General features: G+C 70.7%; 21 protein-coding genes, 1 tRNA gene and 1 pseudogene. 12 read left to right on the forward strand and 11 right to left on the reverse strand.

Going from position 1 to position 15,878, the window contains the following annotated elements; all coding sequences use genetic code 11:
• Positions 1-66: 66 nt before the first annotated feature.
• Positions 67-855: pseudogene (locus tag AB0F68_RS06190) on the reverse strand (DMT family transporter); the annotation flags it as partial.
• Between AB0F68_RS06190 and AB0F68_RS06195 the strand changes: the two are divergent.
• On the forward strand, positions 736-1,671 hold the full coding sequence (locus tag AB0F68_RS06195) for a type VI immunity family protein (protein WP_357333274.1): 936 nt from the start codon (positions 736-738) through the stop codon (positions 1,669-1,671). The pseudogene AB0F68_RS06190 and the gene AB0F68_RS06195 overlap by 120 nt on opposite strands.
• Before the next feature lie 268 nt (positions 1,672-1,939).
• Positions 1,940-2,569 carry a hypothetical protein gene (locus AB0F68_RS06200; RefSeq protein WP_357333275.1) on the forward strand — a complete coding sequence of 210 codons (630 nt, stop codon included), beginning with the start codon at positions 1,940-1,942 and terminating at the stop codon, positions 2,567-2,569.
• Between the two features lie 661 nt (positions 2,570-3,230).
• Here AB0F68_RS06200 and AB0F68_RS06205 read toward each other — a convergent pair.
• Positions 3,231-3,620, reverse strand: a complete 390-nt coding sequence (locus tag AB0F68_RS06205) for a DUF4209 domain-containing protein (protein WP_357333276.1) — start codon at positions 3,618-3,620, stop codon at positions 3,231-3,233.
• A 47-nt stretch (positions 3,621-3,667) separates the two neighbouring features.
• On the opposite strand from AB0F68_RS06205, the gene AB0F68_RS06210 reads away from it, so the two are divergent.
• Positions 3,668-4,324 (forward strand): HAD family hydrolase, encoded by a 657-nt coding sequence (locus AB0F68_RS06210; RefSeq protein ID WP_357333277.1) that lies wholly within the window; start codon positions 3,668-3,670, stop codon positions 4,322-4,324.
• Here AB0F68_RS06210 and AB0F68_RS06215 read toward each other — a convergent pair.
• Positions 4,321-5,655, reverse strand: a complete 1,335-nt coding sequence (locus AB0F68_RS06215; RefSeq protein WP_357333278.1) for a helix-turn-helix transcriptional regulator — start codon at positions 5,653-5,655, stop codon at positions 4,321-4,323. The genes AB0F68_RS06210 and AB0F68_RS06215 overlap by 4 nt on opposite strands.
• Before the next feature lie 441 nt (positions 5,656-6,096).
• On the opposite strand from AB0F68_RS06215, the gene amcA reads away from it, so the two are divergent.
• From amcA to AB0F68_RS06235, 4 genes are all read left to right on the forward strand, one after another.
• Positions 6,097-6,279, forward strand: coding sequence for a multiple cyclophane-containing RiPP AmcA (gene amcA / locus AB0F68_RS06220; protein ID WP_357333279.1), 183 nt, complete (start codon positions 6,097-6,099; stop codon positions 6,277-6,279).
• Positions 6,279-6,557 carry an NAD-dependent epimerase/dehydratase family protein gene (locus AB0F68_RS06225; RefSeq protein ID WP_357333280.1) on the forward strand — a complete coding sequence of 93 codons (279 nt, stop codon included), beginning with the start codon at positions 6,279-6,281 and terminating at the stop codon, positions 6,555-6,557. The genes amcA and AB0F68_RS06225 overlap by 1 nt, the downstream gene beginning before the upstream one ends.
• Positions 6,558-6,877: 320 nt before the next feature.
• Positions 6,878-7,366, forward strand: coding sequence for a hypothetical protein (locus AB0F68_RS06230; RefSeq protein ID WP_357333281.1), 489 nt, complete (start codon positions 6,878-6,880; stop codon positions 7,364-7,366).
• 15 nt (positions 7,367-7,381) lie between these two features.
• Positions 7,382-8,173: a phosphotransferase gene (locus tag AB0F68_RS06235; RefSeq protein WP_357333282.1), complete on the forward strand. Its 792-nt coding sequence runs from the start codon at positions 7,382-7,384 to the stop codon at positions 8,171-8,173.
• A 233-nt stretch (positions 8,174-8,406) separates the two neighbouring features.
• On the opposite strand, the gene AB0F68_RS06240 is transcribed toward AB0F68_RS06235, so the two are convergent.
• Together AB0F68_RS06240 and AB0F68_RS06245 are read right to left on the reverse strand one after the other, a co-directional pair.
• Positions 8,407-8,481 (reverse strand) — tRNA-Val (locus AB0F68_RS06240).
• Between the two features lie 50 nt (positions 8,482-8,531).
• Positions 8,532-9,065, reverse strand: coding sequence for a TIGR02611 family protein (locus tag AB0F68_RS06245; protein WP_357333283.1), 534 nt, complete (start codon positions 9,063-9,065; stop codon positions 8,532-8,534).
• Between the two features lie 273 nt (positions 9,066-9,338).
• Here AB0F68_RS06245 and AB0F68_RS06250 point away from each other — a divergent pair, with 273 nt between their 5' ends.
• Positions 9,339-9,770 (forward strand): SsgA family sporulation/cell division regulator, encoded by a 432-nt coding sequence (locus tag AB0F68_RS06250; protein WP_007457244.1) that lies wholly within the window; start codon positions 9,339-9,341, stop codon positions 9,768-9,770.
• 70 nt (positions 9,771-9,840) lie between these two features.
• Here AB0F68_RS06250 and AB0F68_RS06255 read toward each other — a convergent pair whose 3' ends face one another.
• Positions 9,841-10,617 carry an SDR family oxidoreductase gene (locus AB0F68_RS06255; RefSeq protein ID WP_357333284.1) on the reverse strand — a complete coding sequence of 259 codons (777 nt, stop codon included), beginning with the start codon at positions 10,615-10,617 and terminating at the stop codon, positions 9,841-9,843.
• A gap of 161 nt (positions 10,618-10,778) precedes the next feature.
• Between AB0F68_RS06255 and AB0F68_RS06260 the strand changes: the two genes are divergently transcribed.
• Both AB0F68_RS06260 and AB0F68_RS06265 read left to right on the forward strand, forming a co-directional pair.
• Positions 10,779-11,687, forward strand: a complete 909-nt coding sequence (locus tag AB0F68_RS06260) for an AraC family transcriptional regulator (protein ID WP_357333285.1) — start codon at positions 10,779-10,781, stop codon at positions 11,685-11,687.
• A 7-nt stretch (positions 11,688-11,694) separates the two neighbouring features.
• Positions 11,695-12,150, forward strand: coding sequence for an Rrf2 family transcriptional regulator (locus AB0F68_RS06265; protein ID WP_189198168.1), 456 nt, complete (start codon positions 11,695-11,697; stop codon positions 12,148-12,150).
• 151 nt (positions 12,151-12,301) lie between these two features.
• Here the strand turns inward: AB0F68_RS06265 and AB0F68_RS06270 are convergent, their stop codons facing one another.
• The 3 genes from AB0F68_RS06270 to AB0F68_RS06280 all read right to left on the reverse strand — a co-directional run bounded on the left by AB0F68_RS06270 (position 12,302) and on the right by AB0F68_RS06280 (position 13,332).
• The gene (locus AB0F68_RS06270) at positions 12,302-12,859 is read right to left on the reverse strand and encodes a flavin reductase family protein (RefSeq protein ID WP_357333286.1); all 558 of its coding nucleotides are present in this window, start codon (positions 12,857-12,859) and stop codon (positions 12,302-12,304) included.
• Positions 12,856-13,053: a hypothetical protein gene (locus AB0F68_RS06275; protein ID WP_357333287.1), complete on the reverse strand. Its 198-nt coding sequence runs from the start codon at positions 13,051-13,053 to the stop codon at positions 12,856-12,858. Before AB0F68_RS06275 ends, AB0F68_RS06270 begins: the two co-directional genes overlap by 4 nt.
• Before the next feature lie 138 nt (positions 13,054-13,191).
• Positions 13,192-13,332, reverse strand: a complete 141-nt coding sequence (locus tag AB0F68_RS06280) for a putative leader peptide (RefSeq protein WP_357333288.1) — start codon at positions 13,330-13,332, stop codon at positions 13,192-13,194.
• A gap of 185 nt (positions 13,333-13,517) precedes the next feature.
• Between AB0F68_RS06280 and AB0F68_RS06285 the strand changes: the two genes are divergently transcribed.
• Positions 13,518-13,697, forward strand: coding sequence for a DUF4236 domain-containing protein (locus AB0F68_RS06285; protein WP_091270009.1), 180 nt, complete (start codon positions 13,518-13,520; stop codon positions 13,695-13,697).
• 175 nt (positions 13,698-13,872) lie between these two features.
• Here AB0F68_RS06285 and AB0F68_RS06290 read toward each other — a convergent pair whose 3' ends face one another.
• Both AB0F68_RS06290 and AB0F68_RS06295 read right to left on the reverse strand, forming a co-directional pair.
• On the reverse strand, positions 13,873-14,778 hold the full coding sequence (locus AB0F68_RS06290; protein ID WP_357333289.1) for a hypothetical protein: 906 nt from the start codon (positions 14,776-14,778) through the stop codon (positions 13,873-13,875).
• Between the two features lie 24 nt (positions 14,779-14,802).
• Positions 14,803-15,324 (reverse strand): VOC family protein, encoded by a 522-nt coding sequence (locus AB0F68_RS06295; protein WP_357333290.1) that lies wholly within the window; start codon positions 15,322-15,324, stop codon positions 14,803-14,805.
• Positions 15,325-15,374: 50 nt separating this feature from the next.
• On the opposite strand from AB0F68_RS06295, the gene AB0F68_RS06300 reads away from it, so the two are divergent.
• Positions 15,375-15,845: a MarR family transcriptional regulator gene (locus AB0F68_RS06300; RefSeq protein WP_357333343.1), complete on the forward strand. Its 471-nt coding sequence runs from the start codon at positions 15,375-15,377 to the stop codon at positions 15,843-15,845.
• Positions 15,846-15,878 lie beyond the last annotated feature (33 nt).

Consider the following 15,878-nt stretch of genomic DNA (forward strand, 5'->3'; position numbering starts at 1 on the left):
GGGCAGCGCCACCGGCCGTGTCCGGCGCAGAGTGGGCGCCGGGGCCGAAACGCCGACGAGCAGGCCGACAACGACGACGCAGATGCCCGCCATCTGCGTGGCGGGCGGAACGACGTGATCCTGCATGGTCATCGCGACGACAGCGGCCGGGGGCAGCAGCCCCACGGTCAGCGATCCTTGTTCCACGCCGGCCAACTGAATCCCACGAAACCAGCACCAGAAGCCGCCGGCGGTCAGGACCACTCCAAGGTGTGCCAACACCAAACCTTCAGTGCCGGTCGGCATGCGCCACGAGGACGGCTCCCCGGCCATGGCAGAAGCCCCGGCCAGCATCGGCACCGCCAGAACGCAGCTGTACGCGGACACGCGAACCGCTCCCAGGCGGGGCAACAGCTGCGCAGCCACCAACGCGAACGCGACATCACCGGCAAGAGCTCCAACAGACGCTGCAAGGCCGAGCACGCTCGCGTGCCCCGCACCATGCACCAGGATCGTTCCCGCCACCACGATCGCCGATGAAGCGAGCAGCTGCATGCTCGGCGCCTGACGGCGCAGCAGAGGAGCCAGGATCGCGACCACCACCGGCACGGCGCCGACGATGGTGGACACCACCGCCGCGTCCGCGTGCTTCAACGCGACGACCAGGCAGGCGTTGTAACCCGCCAGGCCGGCCGCGGCGAGCACGGCGAGCCAGGCTAGCTCTCTCGGTGTGATGCGGGAAGCGGAGGTGGGTAGATGGAAGGCTGGCTTGGCCTTGGCCTTGACGTGCAGTTGAACATCGAGGCTTCGGCGAGTGATCTTGGCGAGCTCGGGTACCGCTGGTTCGACGAGATGTCTCAGCGACTGGCGCCGCAGGTTCGGCAGGAGTTGGCGGATCTGCCGGCGCGGACGGCGCCCAGCAAGGGGCGGTTCGGATCCTCGGGCGAGGCAAACTCCGTGTTCGGGGTGGTCGACGTGGACCGGCGCCCGGGCAGGGGCGGGGAGCGCATCTGCTCCACGGCCGGGATGCGGTGGCTGCGGGAGCAGTTCGAGCAGCTTCCGTGGCGGTCGCACCTGTGGTTCGGTCGTTTAGACGAGCACGGCCACCGATCCGGCAGCCTGCTGAATCTGGAGCTGCGGCACGACGAGGAGTCGCCAGGCTGGCTCCAGCTGTCCGCTATTCCCCTGGAGAACAGCTTCCTGGCGCCGGAGACGGGGCGGGCCGAACAGCAGCGGTGGCTGGATGCGCTCTTTTCATTCGCCGACGGCGTCAACCCCGGCTACGGCCACATCGCCTACTGGCACGACGGCGCCACGGCGCTGGAGCGGGGATTCGATCCGCGTCAGTACCCCCGGCAGTGGCGCTACCCGGAGTTCACTGTCAACGACTGCCGGCACCACCTACGCGGCTACTCCTGGCTGACCATCGTCCCCGAGGAGCTGGCGCAGCGGCTCGGCGGCGTCGAAGGGCTACGGAACAAGGGAGCGTTCTGGCAGGTGCGGCAACTGTCACGTGGTGGGGTCTGGCTACTCGCCACGCCCGACTACCGCGACTTCACCGACGAAGCGCTGGCACGGGTCTTCCACGCACTCGCGCCAGTGCTCCGCCCGGGCACGCCCCGCCAACTGTCCCAAATGGCAGGCGACCCGCCCCACCGCATCGTCCTGCAGGACGCCGCGCAGACCAGCTGACCACCTCCACCGCTAAGGGTGATGCATACAGTTCGCCTACGGTCTGGGCCAAACTATTCGTCGGGCGGCGGGGTCCCAGGGTTGCTCCGGACCCCGCCGCATCAGATGACGATCCCTGATCGCAGGAACATCCGTTCTAAACCGTTGCCGGCTCTGCTACCAGGGAGCTAGCCTCCTGCCGGTCGACGCCGCGCCCCCGCCGACACACAGCGACGACCGCTGTCCTCCGGGCAATCACCGGCGCCCTCACGGAAAGCAGAAAGCAGACGTGGGAACCAGTTACCAGAACCTGCTCGTGATCGGCGAGCTGGCAGACGTTAGAGGGAAAGTGATCGCGGCAGGCATGAACGGATGGCTTGTACCGGCCGGCCCTAACCGCGTAGTGCTGCTGCCGCGCGAGGGCGAGTGGGACGTCGCAGACGTGGATCCGCTCGCGAAACAGCTCAGCGCTGACTCGGACGCCTCCGTGGTCACAAACGAGGTGGTCGACTCCGACGCAGTCGTGATGACGGTCTACCAGGAAGGCCGGCCCGTCCACCGCTACGTCTCCGACCAGTCGATTTTCGTCGACTGGTTCATCGACGACGAGGGTGACACCAAATTCCGAGTCAACGGTGTCGCGTACCCCGCAGACGCCGACTGCCCGACTGGACCCTCGGGCGCCGATCCGCGGGTGCTCGCGCCCTTCGGCGCTGGTCCGGTGGACCTGGAGCGTCTCGGTGCCATCCTCCAAGGCGAGCTGAATGAAACTGGCTGGCGGCTCGCGGAACAGCAGCACTGGGCGATAGCCGAGGCCCTGAATCTGGATCCCCGTGCGCTGACCGCCGCTTTTCGGTGGGCCCGACACGAGGATCTTCCCCTCGCCGTCAGAGTCCGACCTGAGACCCTGCCAGAGTAAGCCGCAGCGTCGGGGAACGTCTAAGCCCAGTTCGCCGAAGGCCCTCGGGTGCCGAGCCTCCAACAGCGGGACGCCGGTGCTCCCGGCAATCATCGAGTGTTAGCCCTGGGCACATGATCCCCGGACCCAACAGGCCGCAGCTGAGGCCTCTGCAGAGATGATCGGAGGGCGGCGCGCGTCCCACCCACCGGAAGGACGACCACTTCAGTCTTCCCGAGGAGGTCAGACGAGGACGATCAACGAAGAGCAGGCCAGTGACCTGCGCAGAGTGAATGCTTCGGGCGTAGCTACGGGGCAGTTCATCGCCATCTAATGCTCCCTCCTGCCTCCACGCGCCCCCGTCCAGCAGCGGCCACGCGGGCGGCCAGCGCACGAGCAGGATCCCGCACCGCAGAGCGTGGCCAAAGCGTCCAGGGTTGGCCGCGCGTGGACATGCCGAGCTGGGGGCGGTCAGTGTGTTCGGCTCTTCCAGACCGGCTGCTGAGGTTTGTCGTTGTGCACGATGATGTCGACGTGATCGACCGGGCGGACCGTAGCGTAGTAGTACTGCTGGGAGAGGATGTAGCGCTCGCGCCCGCGCTGTTCAACTCTTGCCGCTGCGTCCGTAAGGGATCTGCGGCGCCGCGCCAAGGGGCTGGACGTCTCCCACCGAGAGGCCGGTTCAGGGCCGCTCCTGATTCTCGCCCAGCTCTGCCGGGTCGGCCCGTTCAGGTGGCGTGGCGGTGCCAGCGTGCAGGTAGGGCAGCAGCACCAGCCGCAAGCACAACCACCATGCGTAGACGGCAGCGGCACCCCACGCCTGAGCATCGGTGAGCAGCCCGTGCGCAAGCTCGTTACGCAGGTTCGGACCGAGTTGCTCGCAGAGCAGGGCACGTAGCTCCAGGACCCAACCCGCCCCGAGCAGGCGCTCGGCATCAGGCATCTCCAGCAGCGCGGCGATGCTCTTCTCCGACTCGACGCCGTCGTCGTCGACGAAGAGGGTGAACACTCCATGCGTCTTGAAATGGTGGCGCAACAGCTGCTCGACTTGCGGCACCAGCACCTCATGCACGGGCGACCGTAGGCGCACTCCTAGCATGGGCAAGGCATACTCGCAGGGTGATCGTGAGCGTGTTCTTCGATGTAGGCGAGACGATCGTGGACGAGTCCCGGGAGTATGGGACCTGGGCGGACTGGTTGGGTGTACCCCGGCACACGTTCTCCGCGGTCTTCGGGGCGGTGATCGCTCGCGGCTTGGACTACCGGGAGACGTTCCAGGTCTTCCGGCCAGGATTCGACCTGGCCGAGGAGCGGGAGCGCCGCGCCGCGGTCGGCCAGCCGGAGCACTTCTCCGAAGAGAATCTGTATACGGATGCTCGGCCGTGCCTGGCCGCGCTGCGTGAGTTGGGCGTGCAGGTCGGCCTGGCCGGAAATCAGACGGCACGGGCCGAGACGATCCTGCGCGCTCTGGATCTGCCGGTGGATGTGATCGGCACGTCGGACGGCTGGGGTGTGGAGAAGCCGTCGGCGGCGTTCTTCGACCGCGTTGTCGCGGTGGCGGGCTGCCCGGCCGAACAGGTGCTGTACGTCGGTGACCGGCTGGACAACGACATTCGGCCTGCGCAGGACGCCGGAATTGCGACGGCGCTGGTACGGCGCGGCCCGTGGGGGCACATCCTCGACGACAAGGCCGTCAGGGAACGATGCTTGTTCTGGCTCGACTCGCTGGCTGAGCTGCCCGAGCTGGTGCGCAAGCACAACGAGTCGGCGGCCTAGCTCCCAGGTAGGGCGGCTCGGCTGGCGGCGAGGGCGGCGATCCGTTCGTCGAGCTGCCTGCCCTGCCGGCTGTCGCCGAGTACGGGCCGGACGGCCCTGACTCGATCGAGGCCGGTGCCGTACCAGTCCTTATGTAGGGCATCCATCGCCTGGTTGAGGTAGTCGGCGGCGTGGTCTCCGTCGCTGCGGTGCGCCGAGGCGAGGTCGGCGAGGATGACGCTGCGCTGCTTCGCTGCGGTGGTGGTTAGGCCGGCGAGGGCCTCGGTGAGCTGCCTGGTGGCTTCGGGGTGGTCGTCGGCCGCGAGGGCCGCGTAGCCGGCGAAGGAGTGCAGTCGGCCGGCGTTGTAGAAGTCGAGCCATTCCGGCGGGGTGGGGTTGGCTTCGATTGCGGTTGCGGCGAGGTCGATCTGGTGGCGGCTGGCTGCGCCGGCGCCGGCGCGGGCTTCGACTTCCGAGACGACACAGTGCAGCCAGGAGCGGACGGCCGGGCTGACGCCGTGCCAGGTGTGCTGCAGCGCCGCGTCGACCAGTGGGCGGGCCGCGGAGGGGTCGTGACTGAAGGCGGGGATGAAGGCCATGTGACCGAGAACGGCGGCGGCCAGGGCGTGGTCGCCGGCTTCCCTGGTGGCGGCGAGGGCGACGTCGTAGCAGCGCTGGGCGATGGCGGGTTGGTTGAGGTCGAAGAACGCCAGTCGGGCGGTGAGGAGCGCGGATTCGGCGAGGGCGGCGGCGAGGGTGGTGCGGCTGGTGCCGCTCGCTGCTCGGACGAGTCCGGTGCCTAGCTGGGTGTGGGCGTAGGCGGCCTCGTAGAGCGGCCGGGCCGGGCTGGTCCAGTACAGGGCCCGCTGGCAGCGAACGATGTCGGTGTACGCGTCCGGGTCGATGGTCTTCGTGTCGGCGTGCGCTGCTTGCGGGTCCAGTGACAGCAGCGGCGCGACGAGGGGCAGCATGCTGGCGCCGAACAGTGCGCGGAGGACGGCTGCCCGGTCCCAGCCGGCTTCGTTCTCGTCTCCGGTGAGCATGTCCCACAACCTCCTGAACTCGTGCAGTGTGTCCGCGCGGGGGCACATGGCCAGCTCATCCGGGGTGAGGAGGCCGAGCTGGCTCGCTGGCTTGTCGAAGATGGCCACCAGGTGCTTGCGGTAACGGGGGTCTGGCCACCGTTCACCGGTCTCCCATCGCCGCACCGTGTTCGCATTAAGTCCGGTGTCGGTCTCTCCGGCGTGGCTCATCCCCGCGCGGATGCGCTCGGCGACCTCCTCGTACGACCAGCCCCGTTGAAGCCTCTCCCACGCTAGCCGCCGGTTGGGGGGATAGCGCCGTCCGGCCATCTGAGCACCTCCGCGTTGCGTGGCGACGACGGTCACGCTAGCTACCTCCGCTACGGCACGTCATTGCTTGGTTGCGAGCGGACGGCTAGTGGACGGTACCGCCCGACGCCTGTGGACGGTTCGCTGTTGACGAGCATCGAAGACCGCTGCCGACTGGCGGGCCTGCTCACCGACCCATTGTCATCGACGCCAGGGGATTCATGGTGGACAGATTGATCGAGTCTGGCAAGCGGCCATTGAGTTGACCCGTCCGACTTTGGCGGCGGCCGGATGCGCGTTCGTGAGGGTGAGTCCTCGTCCGCGTACCGCCATCGGGGCTGCGCGGGCTGGTGACCGGCAGGGTGCTCCCAGCCGCCGCCTCGCGAGGGTGGACCCGCCGGGGTTCCGGCGGGTCCGCCAGGACTGGCAGCCGAGGGGCCAGGTTCGTCGAGCGGTGGCGTCATGACCGTCTACGTCTCGCGGCACGCCCTCGCCAGCACCACGGGCACCCCACACCCCTCGATTCCCGTCTCGGTGCGGTCGGCTACCGGCCGGGCAACGGTTTCGCCGGCCGACCCGCCCCTCCTCACGCACGTGTGGCAGCGGGTGTTCGCGCAGCGGGCCGGAATGGGCGGGCAGCGATGATGGCCCGGGTGCTCGTGGTGACCGGCGCCGCCGGATTCATCGGCTCACATTTGGCCGACGCGCTCCGCGGCCGTGGTCCGGAGGTGGTCGACCTCGACGCTCTATGCCAGTCAACCCCGCGCATCCGGTTGGCCGCTGGTGAGACCGCCGAAGGTGCGCGCCGTCAGCGCCGCTTCCTGGGGCAAGGGGCCCACTGCGCTACTTCCGATCGCGCAGCCGGGCCGGGTGGGCAACTTCATTCCGGGCAGAAGTGGCGCGCGAATGAAGGCCGCTGGTGACCCGCCCTCTCGATCTACCTCAGCGGCTTGATGTACGAAGCGATGCACGACCTCTTCCATCTGAACCCGCACGACGGGCCGAGCCCGCGCGAGATGTTCGAGCGCTTCGTGGCATGGGGGCCGTTCCGAAGGTCAATCCTGGAGGGCCGGTGACCATGCGCTGTCGCCTGCCGAGGGCGAGGGCGCCTCCGCACCGACCTTGCCGCGAGCCTCCCGCGCACCGTGATCGCTTACGCAAGTCATGCACGCACGCAACTCCGCTTCGAAGGTGACGCGAAGCGCACCTTCCTCGCTGACCCGCACAGAATCAAGGAGGAGTCTTGGGTATCACCGCAGACAGGCCGGTCACCACGACCGCCGCAGACCCTCGCACCCTCGTCTCGGCCGAGGTGTTCGACAAGATCGCCCGCTACGTCGCTGCCAGGCAGGAGGTGACCCAGACCTACGCCGAACGCGCTGTCGGGCAGTTCCTCGTCTTCCTGAAGGCGTACGCCGACCGTGTGGACAAGCCCGACTTCGGGATGCTCCTGCCAACCGGCGAGTCCTACCGGGTCGTGCCCACCCGGCCGGTCGACGCCGTATGGCACGCCGCCCTCCAGATCAGCGAGCCCTACACCGCCGCCTGCAAGGAGATCGCGGGCCACTACGTACACCACCGGCCGATCCTGACCGAGGCCATGCAGGACGGCACCGCCATCACCTACACACTCGCGGCGCTGCACGACACCGGCTACCGGGTCGACATGGAATTCTGGGGTGGTGAGGCCGAGTCCTGCTGCCCGCCGAACCCGCCTCAGCCCGGCAAGTAGCAGAGAAGAGAACCGATGCGTAGCGACTGGACCGCTCTGCCTGAGAGTGTCACGGCAGGGATCGCCGAACGGATCGGCGGAGCCTTCGCCGTAACCCCGGCTCCCAGTGGCAACCACGCTGAGATCGCCTCGACGGTCACCGGGCCCGCCGGACCGGTCTTCGTCAAGGCAGCCTTGGGAGAGTTGAACGTTCGGTCACTGCGCTACGAGCTGGCTGCAACCCGGGCCATCGACCGGCACCCACCCGCAGTTCTGTGGCACTTCGAGTCCGATGGCTGGCTGGTGGTGGGGACCGAGCATCTTGCCGGTCCCCACCCCGACCTGTCACCCGGCAACGCGGATCTCGATCTGCTCGCAGTCACGCTGAAGGCACTTCAGGAGACTCCCGCGCCGGGCGAGCCATGGTTCACCCCGACAGCCCGGCTCGGGTTCGCGCACCCGGCGATGGACGGCGAGACACTCATCCACTCCGACCTCAACCCGGCCAACCTGATCGTGACCACACACGGCCTACGGGTCGTCGATTGGGCGTGGGCAACCAAGGCCGCACCATGGGTCGAACTCGCGTTGCTCGTCCAGTGGCTGATCGGCAGCGGCCACAGCGCCGAACAGGCAGAAGAATGGCTAGCGCAGTTTCCCGCATGGACGGCGACTGACCGCGACGTCTTGGACCACTTCGCGTCAAGGAACGCATCGAAGTGGTCGGCGAAGTCCCGGCAGAGCACCGACGGCTGGGTACACGACCTCGCGATGTGGACCGGCGAGTGGGCGGCCCACCGAACCGACGGCCATCAGTCACGCCGGTGAGCCATAGGGGTCCGCCCTTTCGTCAGGCGGCTGCCGGTCGCGGTACCTCCGGCTTCACGATCAGCCGGCGGCGCGGTCGGGAACGGTAACCAGTACGGCGGTCGGGCGGCCGACGGCGGTGGGACACCTAAGCCGGACCACCTGCTCCCAATCTGCTCCCAATTTAAGGGGCAACAGCGCGGAAGCCCGTTACCGGCCGAACCGGTGACGGGCTTCCTACCTGCAGATATTCATGGTGGGCGATACTGGGATCGAACCAGTGACCTCTTCGGTGTGAACGAAGCGCTCTCCCGCTGAGCTAATCGCCCTCAGCGCCGATGACTCTACCTGATCGAGACCCGGGACCAAAAACCGGGTCTCAGTGCGTCGCGAGGTAGTGCAGCGCCCGCGCCACGAGGTCGATCCCCAGGCTGTACTTGAGCGACAGCCACAGCACGACCGACACGAACACCAGCCCGACGGCGCCCAGGGCGCAGCGCACCGGCAGCGACCGGCTGGTGACCCAGCGCGTCCAGGCGTTGACGTGTCGGCGGGTGAAGGCGAGCAGCCGGCGTGCCCAGTGGAACTCGACGGCCCAGACACCGAGGCCGGCGATCACCAGCAGCCAGCCGGGCCCGGGCAGCGGGATGAGGGCGATGCCGATGGTGACGACGATGGCGCCGAGCACGCCTATGAAGATCTTGAGGGCGACCCGGCCGGTGGGGTTGGCCCGGATCATTTCGAGGGTGGCGTGCAGGCGCAGTCGCCAGCCGCCGCGGCGTCGCTCGGCGAGAGCGGTCCGCGGACCCCCTTCCACAGGCACCTCGTACCCCCGACTTTTGGCTGCTCGGGCCGCACCTTTCGGTGGGTGGGCCGTGGTCCTCGTTCCGACCGAGGAACCCCTCGTGACCATTTCCACCCCCAGTGTCGCCCGGGACCGTCACCCCTGCTGAGGACTGGACGTTACCGGAGTAAGTCGACGACTGAACCACCCGTTGCCGGGCGGGATGACGGATCGGGCGGAAGCGGAAATCCTACAAGAATTCTCACGTTCTCGAAGGCTTTCCGACCCCCTTCCCACCACTGGGTGAAGTCAGCGTATGGCGGAGCGTAGCCAGGAGCAGCACCTGAGTATGGGAAAAGCGGGACACGCGCGTTCCGCAGCGGTGCCGGGGGGAGAACGTCCATGAGTGTCATCCGACCGACGACCGTAGAGGTCGAGACGTCGCTAAGGCTCGTCGCGCCTGACGCCACCGCCTTGCCGGTGCGTGCCAGTCTGCGTTACGACCCTGCTGACCCGTATGCGGTCCATGTCCTGTTCCACGCCGAATCCGCCGGCGGCGAGGCGGTGAGCTGGTCGTTCGCCCGCGAACTGCTGGTCACCGGGCTCGACGAGCCGGCCGGCATCGGCGATGTCCGGGTCTGGCCGTGGGCCACCCCGCGCGGCGACTTCGTCGCGCTCGCGCTGTCGTCCCCGGACGGCAACGCCCTCTTCGAGGTCCCGCGCAGCGTGCTGGTGCGCTTCCTGCGCCGGACCTACGTCGTCGTCCCGCGCGGCCGCGAGGCCGAGCACCTGGACGTCGACACGGCGGTGAACCGGCTGCTCGCCGGTCGCTGACACGGCACACCGGGGCCGCGCGGATCTGCCGAGTCCGCGCGGCCCCGGGCCGTCAATCGCTGGGTACGGCTCAGCCGTGCGTGGTGATCCCACCGTCGACCGGGATCACCGCCCCGGTCAGGTACGCGCCGGCCCGCGACGACAGGTAGATCGCCGTGCCCGCCATGTCCTCGGGGCGGCCGATCCGGCCCAGCGGCACCTGCTGCTCGATGGCCGCCCGGGAGGCCGGGTCGTCCAGCGCGAAGGCCATCATCTTGCTCTCGAACGGCCCTGGCGCGATCGCGTTGACCGTGATCTGCTCGCCGGCGAGCTGGTGGGCGAGGCTGCGGGTGAGCATGTGCACGGCCGCCTTGGTCGCCGAGTAGGCGTACACCTCCATCCACGGCACCCGGATGCCGTCGATCGAGCCGATGTTGATGACGCGGGCCGGGTCGTCGGGGGCGGCGGCGGCGCGCAGCGCGGGCAGCAGCGCGGTGGTGAGCCGGAAGACGGCCTTGACGTTGACCGCCCAGAGCTTGTCGAAAGCGGCCTCCGGGTACGACTCGAGCGGCGCGCCCCAGGTGGCGCCGGCGTTGTTGACCAGCACGTCGAGCCGGTCGGTGCGGTCCCGCACGGCCCGGGCCAGCCCGAGCGCGCCGTCGTCGTGGCCGAGGTCGGCAGGGATCGCCTCGCAGTGCCCCTCGGCGGAGAGTTCCTTGGCCACGTTCTCGCAGACGTCGGCCTTGCGCGAGGAGATGATGACCTTGGCGCCGGCCTGCACGAAACCGCGGGCGATCATCAGACCGATCCCCCGTGAGCCGCCGGTGACCAGCACCGTCTTGCCTTCGACCGAGAACAGATCCGTCATGCCCATCCCATCGCCGGTGTGCGGGGCCGCGGGTCGGTCGGCCGACCCGGGCGCTACCGATCGGTAACCTAACCGTCCCGCGTCGGCGCCGACAAGACCCGGCCCGACCGGCCGAAACCGTCGAGATGCAACGTGCGCGCGGGGCGGTTACCGTCGGGACGATGGTCACTACCGGTCAGCCCTCCCCGGCCACCCGCACCGACCCGTCGGCGCCTCGCGTCGACGCGATCGTCACCGGTGCGCTCGCCGACCTGACGCCCGCGCCGGGCTGGCCGCGGCCGGTCCTGCTCGACGCGGACCTGCTGATCCTGGTCACCCACGGTCACGGCAGTGCGGAGCTGGATTTCCGCGCGCTGCCCTGCCGCCCGGGCACGCTGCTGCGGGCCCGCCCCGGTCAGGTGCTGCGCTGCCTCGGTCCGCAGCTCGACGCGACGGTGGTGCGCTGGGGCCCGGAGACGCTGCGCGGCCTCGACGTCGATCCGGACGCGGTGCCGGCGTACCGGCAGCTCGCCGGGGAGGACGAGGACGCGGTCATCAGCGAGGTGACCCAGCTGGCGGTGGACGCCGAACGGCACGCCGGGATCCCGGCCGCGGCCGCGCTGCTGCGCCACCAGCTCGCCGTGCTGCTGCTGCGCCTGAGCCTGCTCCCCGGCGCCGACGAGCGGACCGCGCCGCGGGCCGAGATGGAGACCTTCCGGCGGCTGTGCCGCGACGTGGAGCGCGGCTACCGGCACACCCGCCGGGTGGAGGACTACGCCGCCCAGCTCGGCTGCTCGGTGCGTACCCTGACCCGGGCCTGCCTGGCGGTGACCGGCCGCAGCGCCAAGCAGGTGATCGACGAGCGGGTGGCGTTGCAGGCCAGCCGGCTGCTCGCCGCCACCGACGAGCCGATCGCCCGGATCGGCCGACGGCTCGGCTTCCCCGAGCCGACCAACTTCGGTCGCTTCTTCACCCGCGAGGTCGGGGTGAGCCCGGGGGCCTTCCGGGCCGCCCGGGAGCAACCACTGCCCGTCCGCATGGTGCGCCCTCGCCCGCCCGCCGACTCCCCCGCCCCCGTCGGGCGGGCATGATGGCACTGTGCAGATCTCCGCGCGCGGCGACTACGCGGTCCGGGCCGCACTGAGCCTGGCCACCGCGTACCCCACCCTGCTGTCCACCCAGGCCATCGCGGCGGAGCAGGACATGCCGCGCAAGTTCCTCGAGGCGGTCCTGGCGGACCTGCGCCGGGCCGGGATCGTCCGGGCCCAGCGCGGCGCCGAGGGCGGCTACACCCTGGCCCGGCCGCCGCGCGACATCACCATCGGACAGATTCTGCGCGCCGTCGACGGCCCCCTCGCCGGGGTACGCGGGCTGCGCCCCGAGGAGACGCAGTACGAGGGCGCGGCGGAGAACCTGCCCCGGCTCTGGGTGGCCGTCCGCGCCGCCGTGCGGCAGGTGGTCGACGAGGTGAGCCTGGCGGAGATGGCCAGCGGGAAGCTCCCCGGCCACGTCCGCAAGCTGATCGCGCGCCCCGACGCCTGGGAGCCCCGCTGACGTCTCAGAAAGTGCTGACCACGTCGGCGTAGTCGATCTGGGCGCGGCGTTGGACCGGTTCTGGGCCGCCCGGCCGGCGGGGTCGCCGGCGAACCGGTCCCGCGCCGGGCCGGTGCGGGAACAGCTCGGGGCAGCTCGGTGGCGGGTGCGCTCACCAGGTCTCCGGTCGAGCGCCGGGCGTGGTGGGGCAGCCGCCGCGGTGGTGCACCAGCCGGTCCTCGCCCGCGCCGAGCGCGAGGGGTTCGGCGAGCATGCGGGTGTGGTCGCCGGCCTCGATCCTGCGGACCACCCGGCAGAGCAGCACGGCCCGGGCGTCACCGATCAGCGGCACCCCGAACGGCCCGGTCGCCCAGCCCGGGTGGGCGGCGAACCGGTCGATCCCGCTGGTGGCGAAGATCCGCGCGACCTCCTGCTGGTCGGAGGCGAGCAGGTGCACGGCCACGTGCTCGGCGTGGGCCACGGTCGGCCAGCTCGACGACTCGCGGCCGAGGCGGAACGACACAAGCGGCGGGTCCAGCGACACCGCGGTGAACGAGGTGGCGGTGAAGCCGGCCGGGGGCAGCGGCGGCCGGCGCCGGCCGCCGTGCAGGCCGGGGGTGGTGATCACGGTGATCGTGGACGTCTGCCGGCGCAGCAGGCTACGGAACGTGTCGGCGTCGACCGGACGCAGCTCGACGGTGCCGGCCGCGGGCCGGTCCGCGGTGGTCACGCCGTCACCAGCTCTCGGCCGGCATAGGTGCTGGCCGCCGGGCGGGGCAGCCCGTAGTGCTCGCACAGGGTGCCGGTGTACTCGTGCCGGAACAGGCCGCGCCGGTGGCGCCGGACCCCCCGGGCGGCGGTGAGGGCGAGCAGGGTGACGGCGGCGGCGAGGGCACGCCGCGGCGACTGACGGGTCGAGGGCATGGAGAGGTCTCCTGATCTGTCCACGATGCGGTGGCGAGGGCCCGCGAGGGGCGCGAGAGCACGCCGCTGCCCGGGCCACGAGGCGCCGGCGCCGGGAGCGGACGAGCGGAGGGGATACGGCGACCGGAAGCGGTCAGCTCAACAGAGCGCGCTCGCGTGCCGGACCAGGTCGACGTGCACGCGAGCGGTGAGGAGAAGCTCGTTCCGCTGCGCCATGACCTCATGCTGCCGACCGTTCTCCGCGCCGGTCAATGCTCTTCCATATAGTGAGACATGCATCGCTGCGTTTGTTACGACCCGTCGCCACCAGCATTTACCGCCCCTCAACACCTACCCGTTGAATAGAGATTGTGGCGGGCCGGACGGGCACCGTCCAGACCGGATCCGACCGGGTTTCGCAAACCGCCGTTTCGGGCATGTTCGATCAGGCAGAGGCAGGGAGACGACGAGAGAGGAGCCCGGCGATGGGCATCGTGTTCCGCAAGCGGCAGAAGTACGGCCCGCTGATTCTGAACTTCACCGAGAACGGCTTCTCCTCGTGGAGCATCAAGATCGGCCGTTGGTCGTGGAACTCGCGGTCCCGCGCCCACCGTGTGGACCTGCCGGGGCCGCTCTCCTGGAAGCAGGACAAGTCCCGGGCGTGACGTCCCGAGGTCGCGCGGGGTGCCGGTGATCCACCGGCACCCCGCTCGGCGTTCGGGGCGGACTCGCCGTCGGTCGGCTACGGCGACGTCGACGCCGAGGGCCACGTCGCCCGGGTAATCCGCGGGCAGATGGTGTTCAGCATCAGGGTGATCGCCACCGGTGCGTCCATCGTGGTCAGGCGGATGACCCGGCGGCCGCGCCCGCGGCGTTGATCATCACGTCGCCGCCGAGCCGGCCGTGCTCGGGGTCGCGGGTCACCGCGCCGGCGGCGAGCAGCGAGGTGAGCGCCCGGTTCGCGTCGGCGGCCCGGTAGACCGTCGAGGTCGCGGCGAAGCGGCGCAGCTCGGTCACCGTGCGCGGGCCGGAGCGGGTGAGTTCGGCCAGCAGTTCGCGGCGCAGCGGGCCGGGTTCCGGGTCGAGGCTGATGTCGAGCAGCCGCCCCGCCGGGTCGGCCGGGTCCCGGTAGCGCACCCCGGCGTACTCGTCGACCGCCCAGAGGGCGTCCTTGACCGCCTCCAGTCCGCGGTCGGAGCCGGTGGCGTAGCCGAACAGCCGGGCCGGCCCGCCGTCGGCCGGCACCAGCTCGACCTCGGTGACCAGCGGGAAGCCGGCCCCGGTCAGCGCCGGGCGCAGCGACCGGCCGGGCGCGGTGACCAGCAGCACCTCGGACGGGCGGCCGGACGCGGCGGCGGCCAGCAGGGCCGGATCGGGCTCGCCCCCGTCGACCACGGTGAACAGCGGGGCGCCCGCCGCGCCGGCCGCCTTGAGCGCCACCGGCAGCCGGTCCGGCCGGCCCGGCACGACGTGCACGGCGACGTCCGGCGGCAGGCCGGTCTCCGCCGCGCCCAGCCGGGCGGGCAGTTCCTCCCCGCCCTCAGCGAGCACCAGCACGGTCAGCCGCCGGCCGCGCAGCCGGTCGGCGAACTCGCCCACCACCCGCAGCGCGGCCTCCGCGCCACCGACGTCGCTCCCGGCGTACGCGAGGGCGAGGGTGGCCCGCCGCGAGCGGTGCAGCGCGGCGGGCAGCCAGTGGTCGAGCTGCCGGACGAGCAGCTCGCGCAGGACGGAGTCGGTCGACATCCTGCCGTTCTACCGCATGACCGGTCAGGCGGGAACGGAGATGCCGACGCCGCCGCGGGTCTGCCCGCCGTAGCGCTGGCGCTCGCGGTCGAGGTCGAGCCGGCCGATCCGCTTGCGGGCGGTGAGGGCCGCGTCGTCGAGCAGGGCGGCGGGGACGATCCAGACGATCTCGAACTCCAGCCCGTCGGGGTCGCGGCCGTAGAGGCTCTTGGTGGTCCCGTGGTCCGAGGCGCCCACGAGGGCGTCGGCGGCGGCCAGCCGCTCGGCGGTGGCGCCCAGCTCGTCCAGGGTGTCCAGCTCCCAGGCGAGGTGGTAGAGGCCGACGGTGGTCCGGCCGGCCGGGGAGGGCCCGGCGGCCGCGCCGATCTCGAACAGCCCGAGGTCGTGGTCGTTGGTGGAGTCGGGCGCCTGGAGGAAGGCGGCGCCGCGGAAGCCGTCCGGCGTCATCGGCACCGGACGGAAGCCGAGCACGTCGCGGTAGAAGGCGACGCTGCGGTCGAGGTCACGGACGTAGAGGACGGCGTGGTTGAGCCGGTGGATTCCCATGACCCCGACGGTAGCGCGGTTTGGTTGAGCGTTCAACGACAAGCGCTATGATGGCCGTCATGACCCGGTGGCTGGACCCCGACGAGCAGCGGACCTGGCGGGCGTTCCTCACCGCCTCCCGGGCGCTGATGGACACCCTCGACCGCGAGCTGCAACGCGACGCCGCGATGCCGCACGCCTACTACGAGATCCTGGTCCGGCTCTCCGAGGCCCCCGACCGGCGGCTGCGGATGAGCGAGCTGGCCGACGCCACCGGCTCCTCCCGCAGCCGGCTCTCGCACGCCGCCGCCCGACTGGAGGCGGCCGGGTGGATCCGCCGGGAGGAGTGCGCCACCGACCGGCGCGGCCAGCTCGCCGTCCTCACCGACGCCGGCTTCGCCACCCTGGCCGCCGCCGCGCCCGGCCACGTCGCCGGGGTACGCCGGCACCTGTTCGACGCGCTCAGCCCGGCCCAGGTCGACCAGCTGCGGCGGATCAGCGAGACGCTGGCCGACCACCTGACCGGATCGCGACCAAACTGATCCACTGCGGGGCTTGTACTTACCGTCGTCGGA

The sequence above is a fragment of the Micromonospora sp. NPDC023966 genome (assembly GCF_040639095.1).
In the GTDB taxonomy this organism is placed as follows: domain Bacteria; phylum Actinomycetota; class Actinomycetes; order Mycobacteriales; family Micromonosporaceae; genus Micromonospora.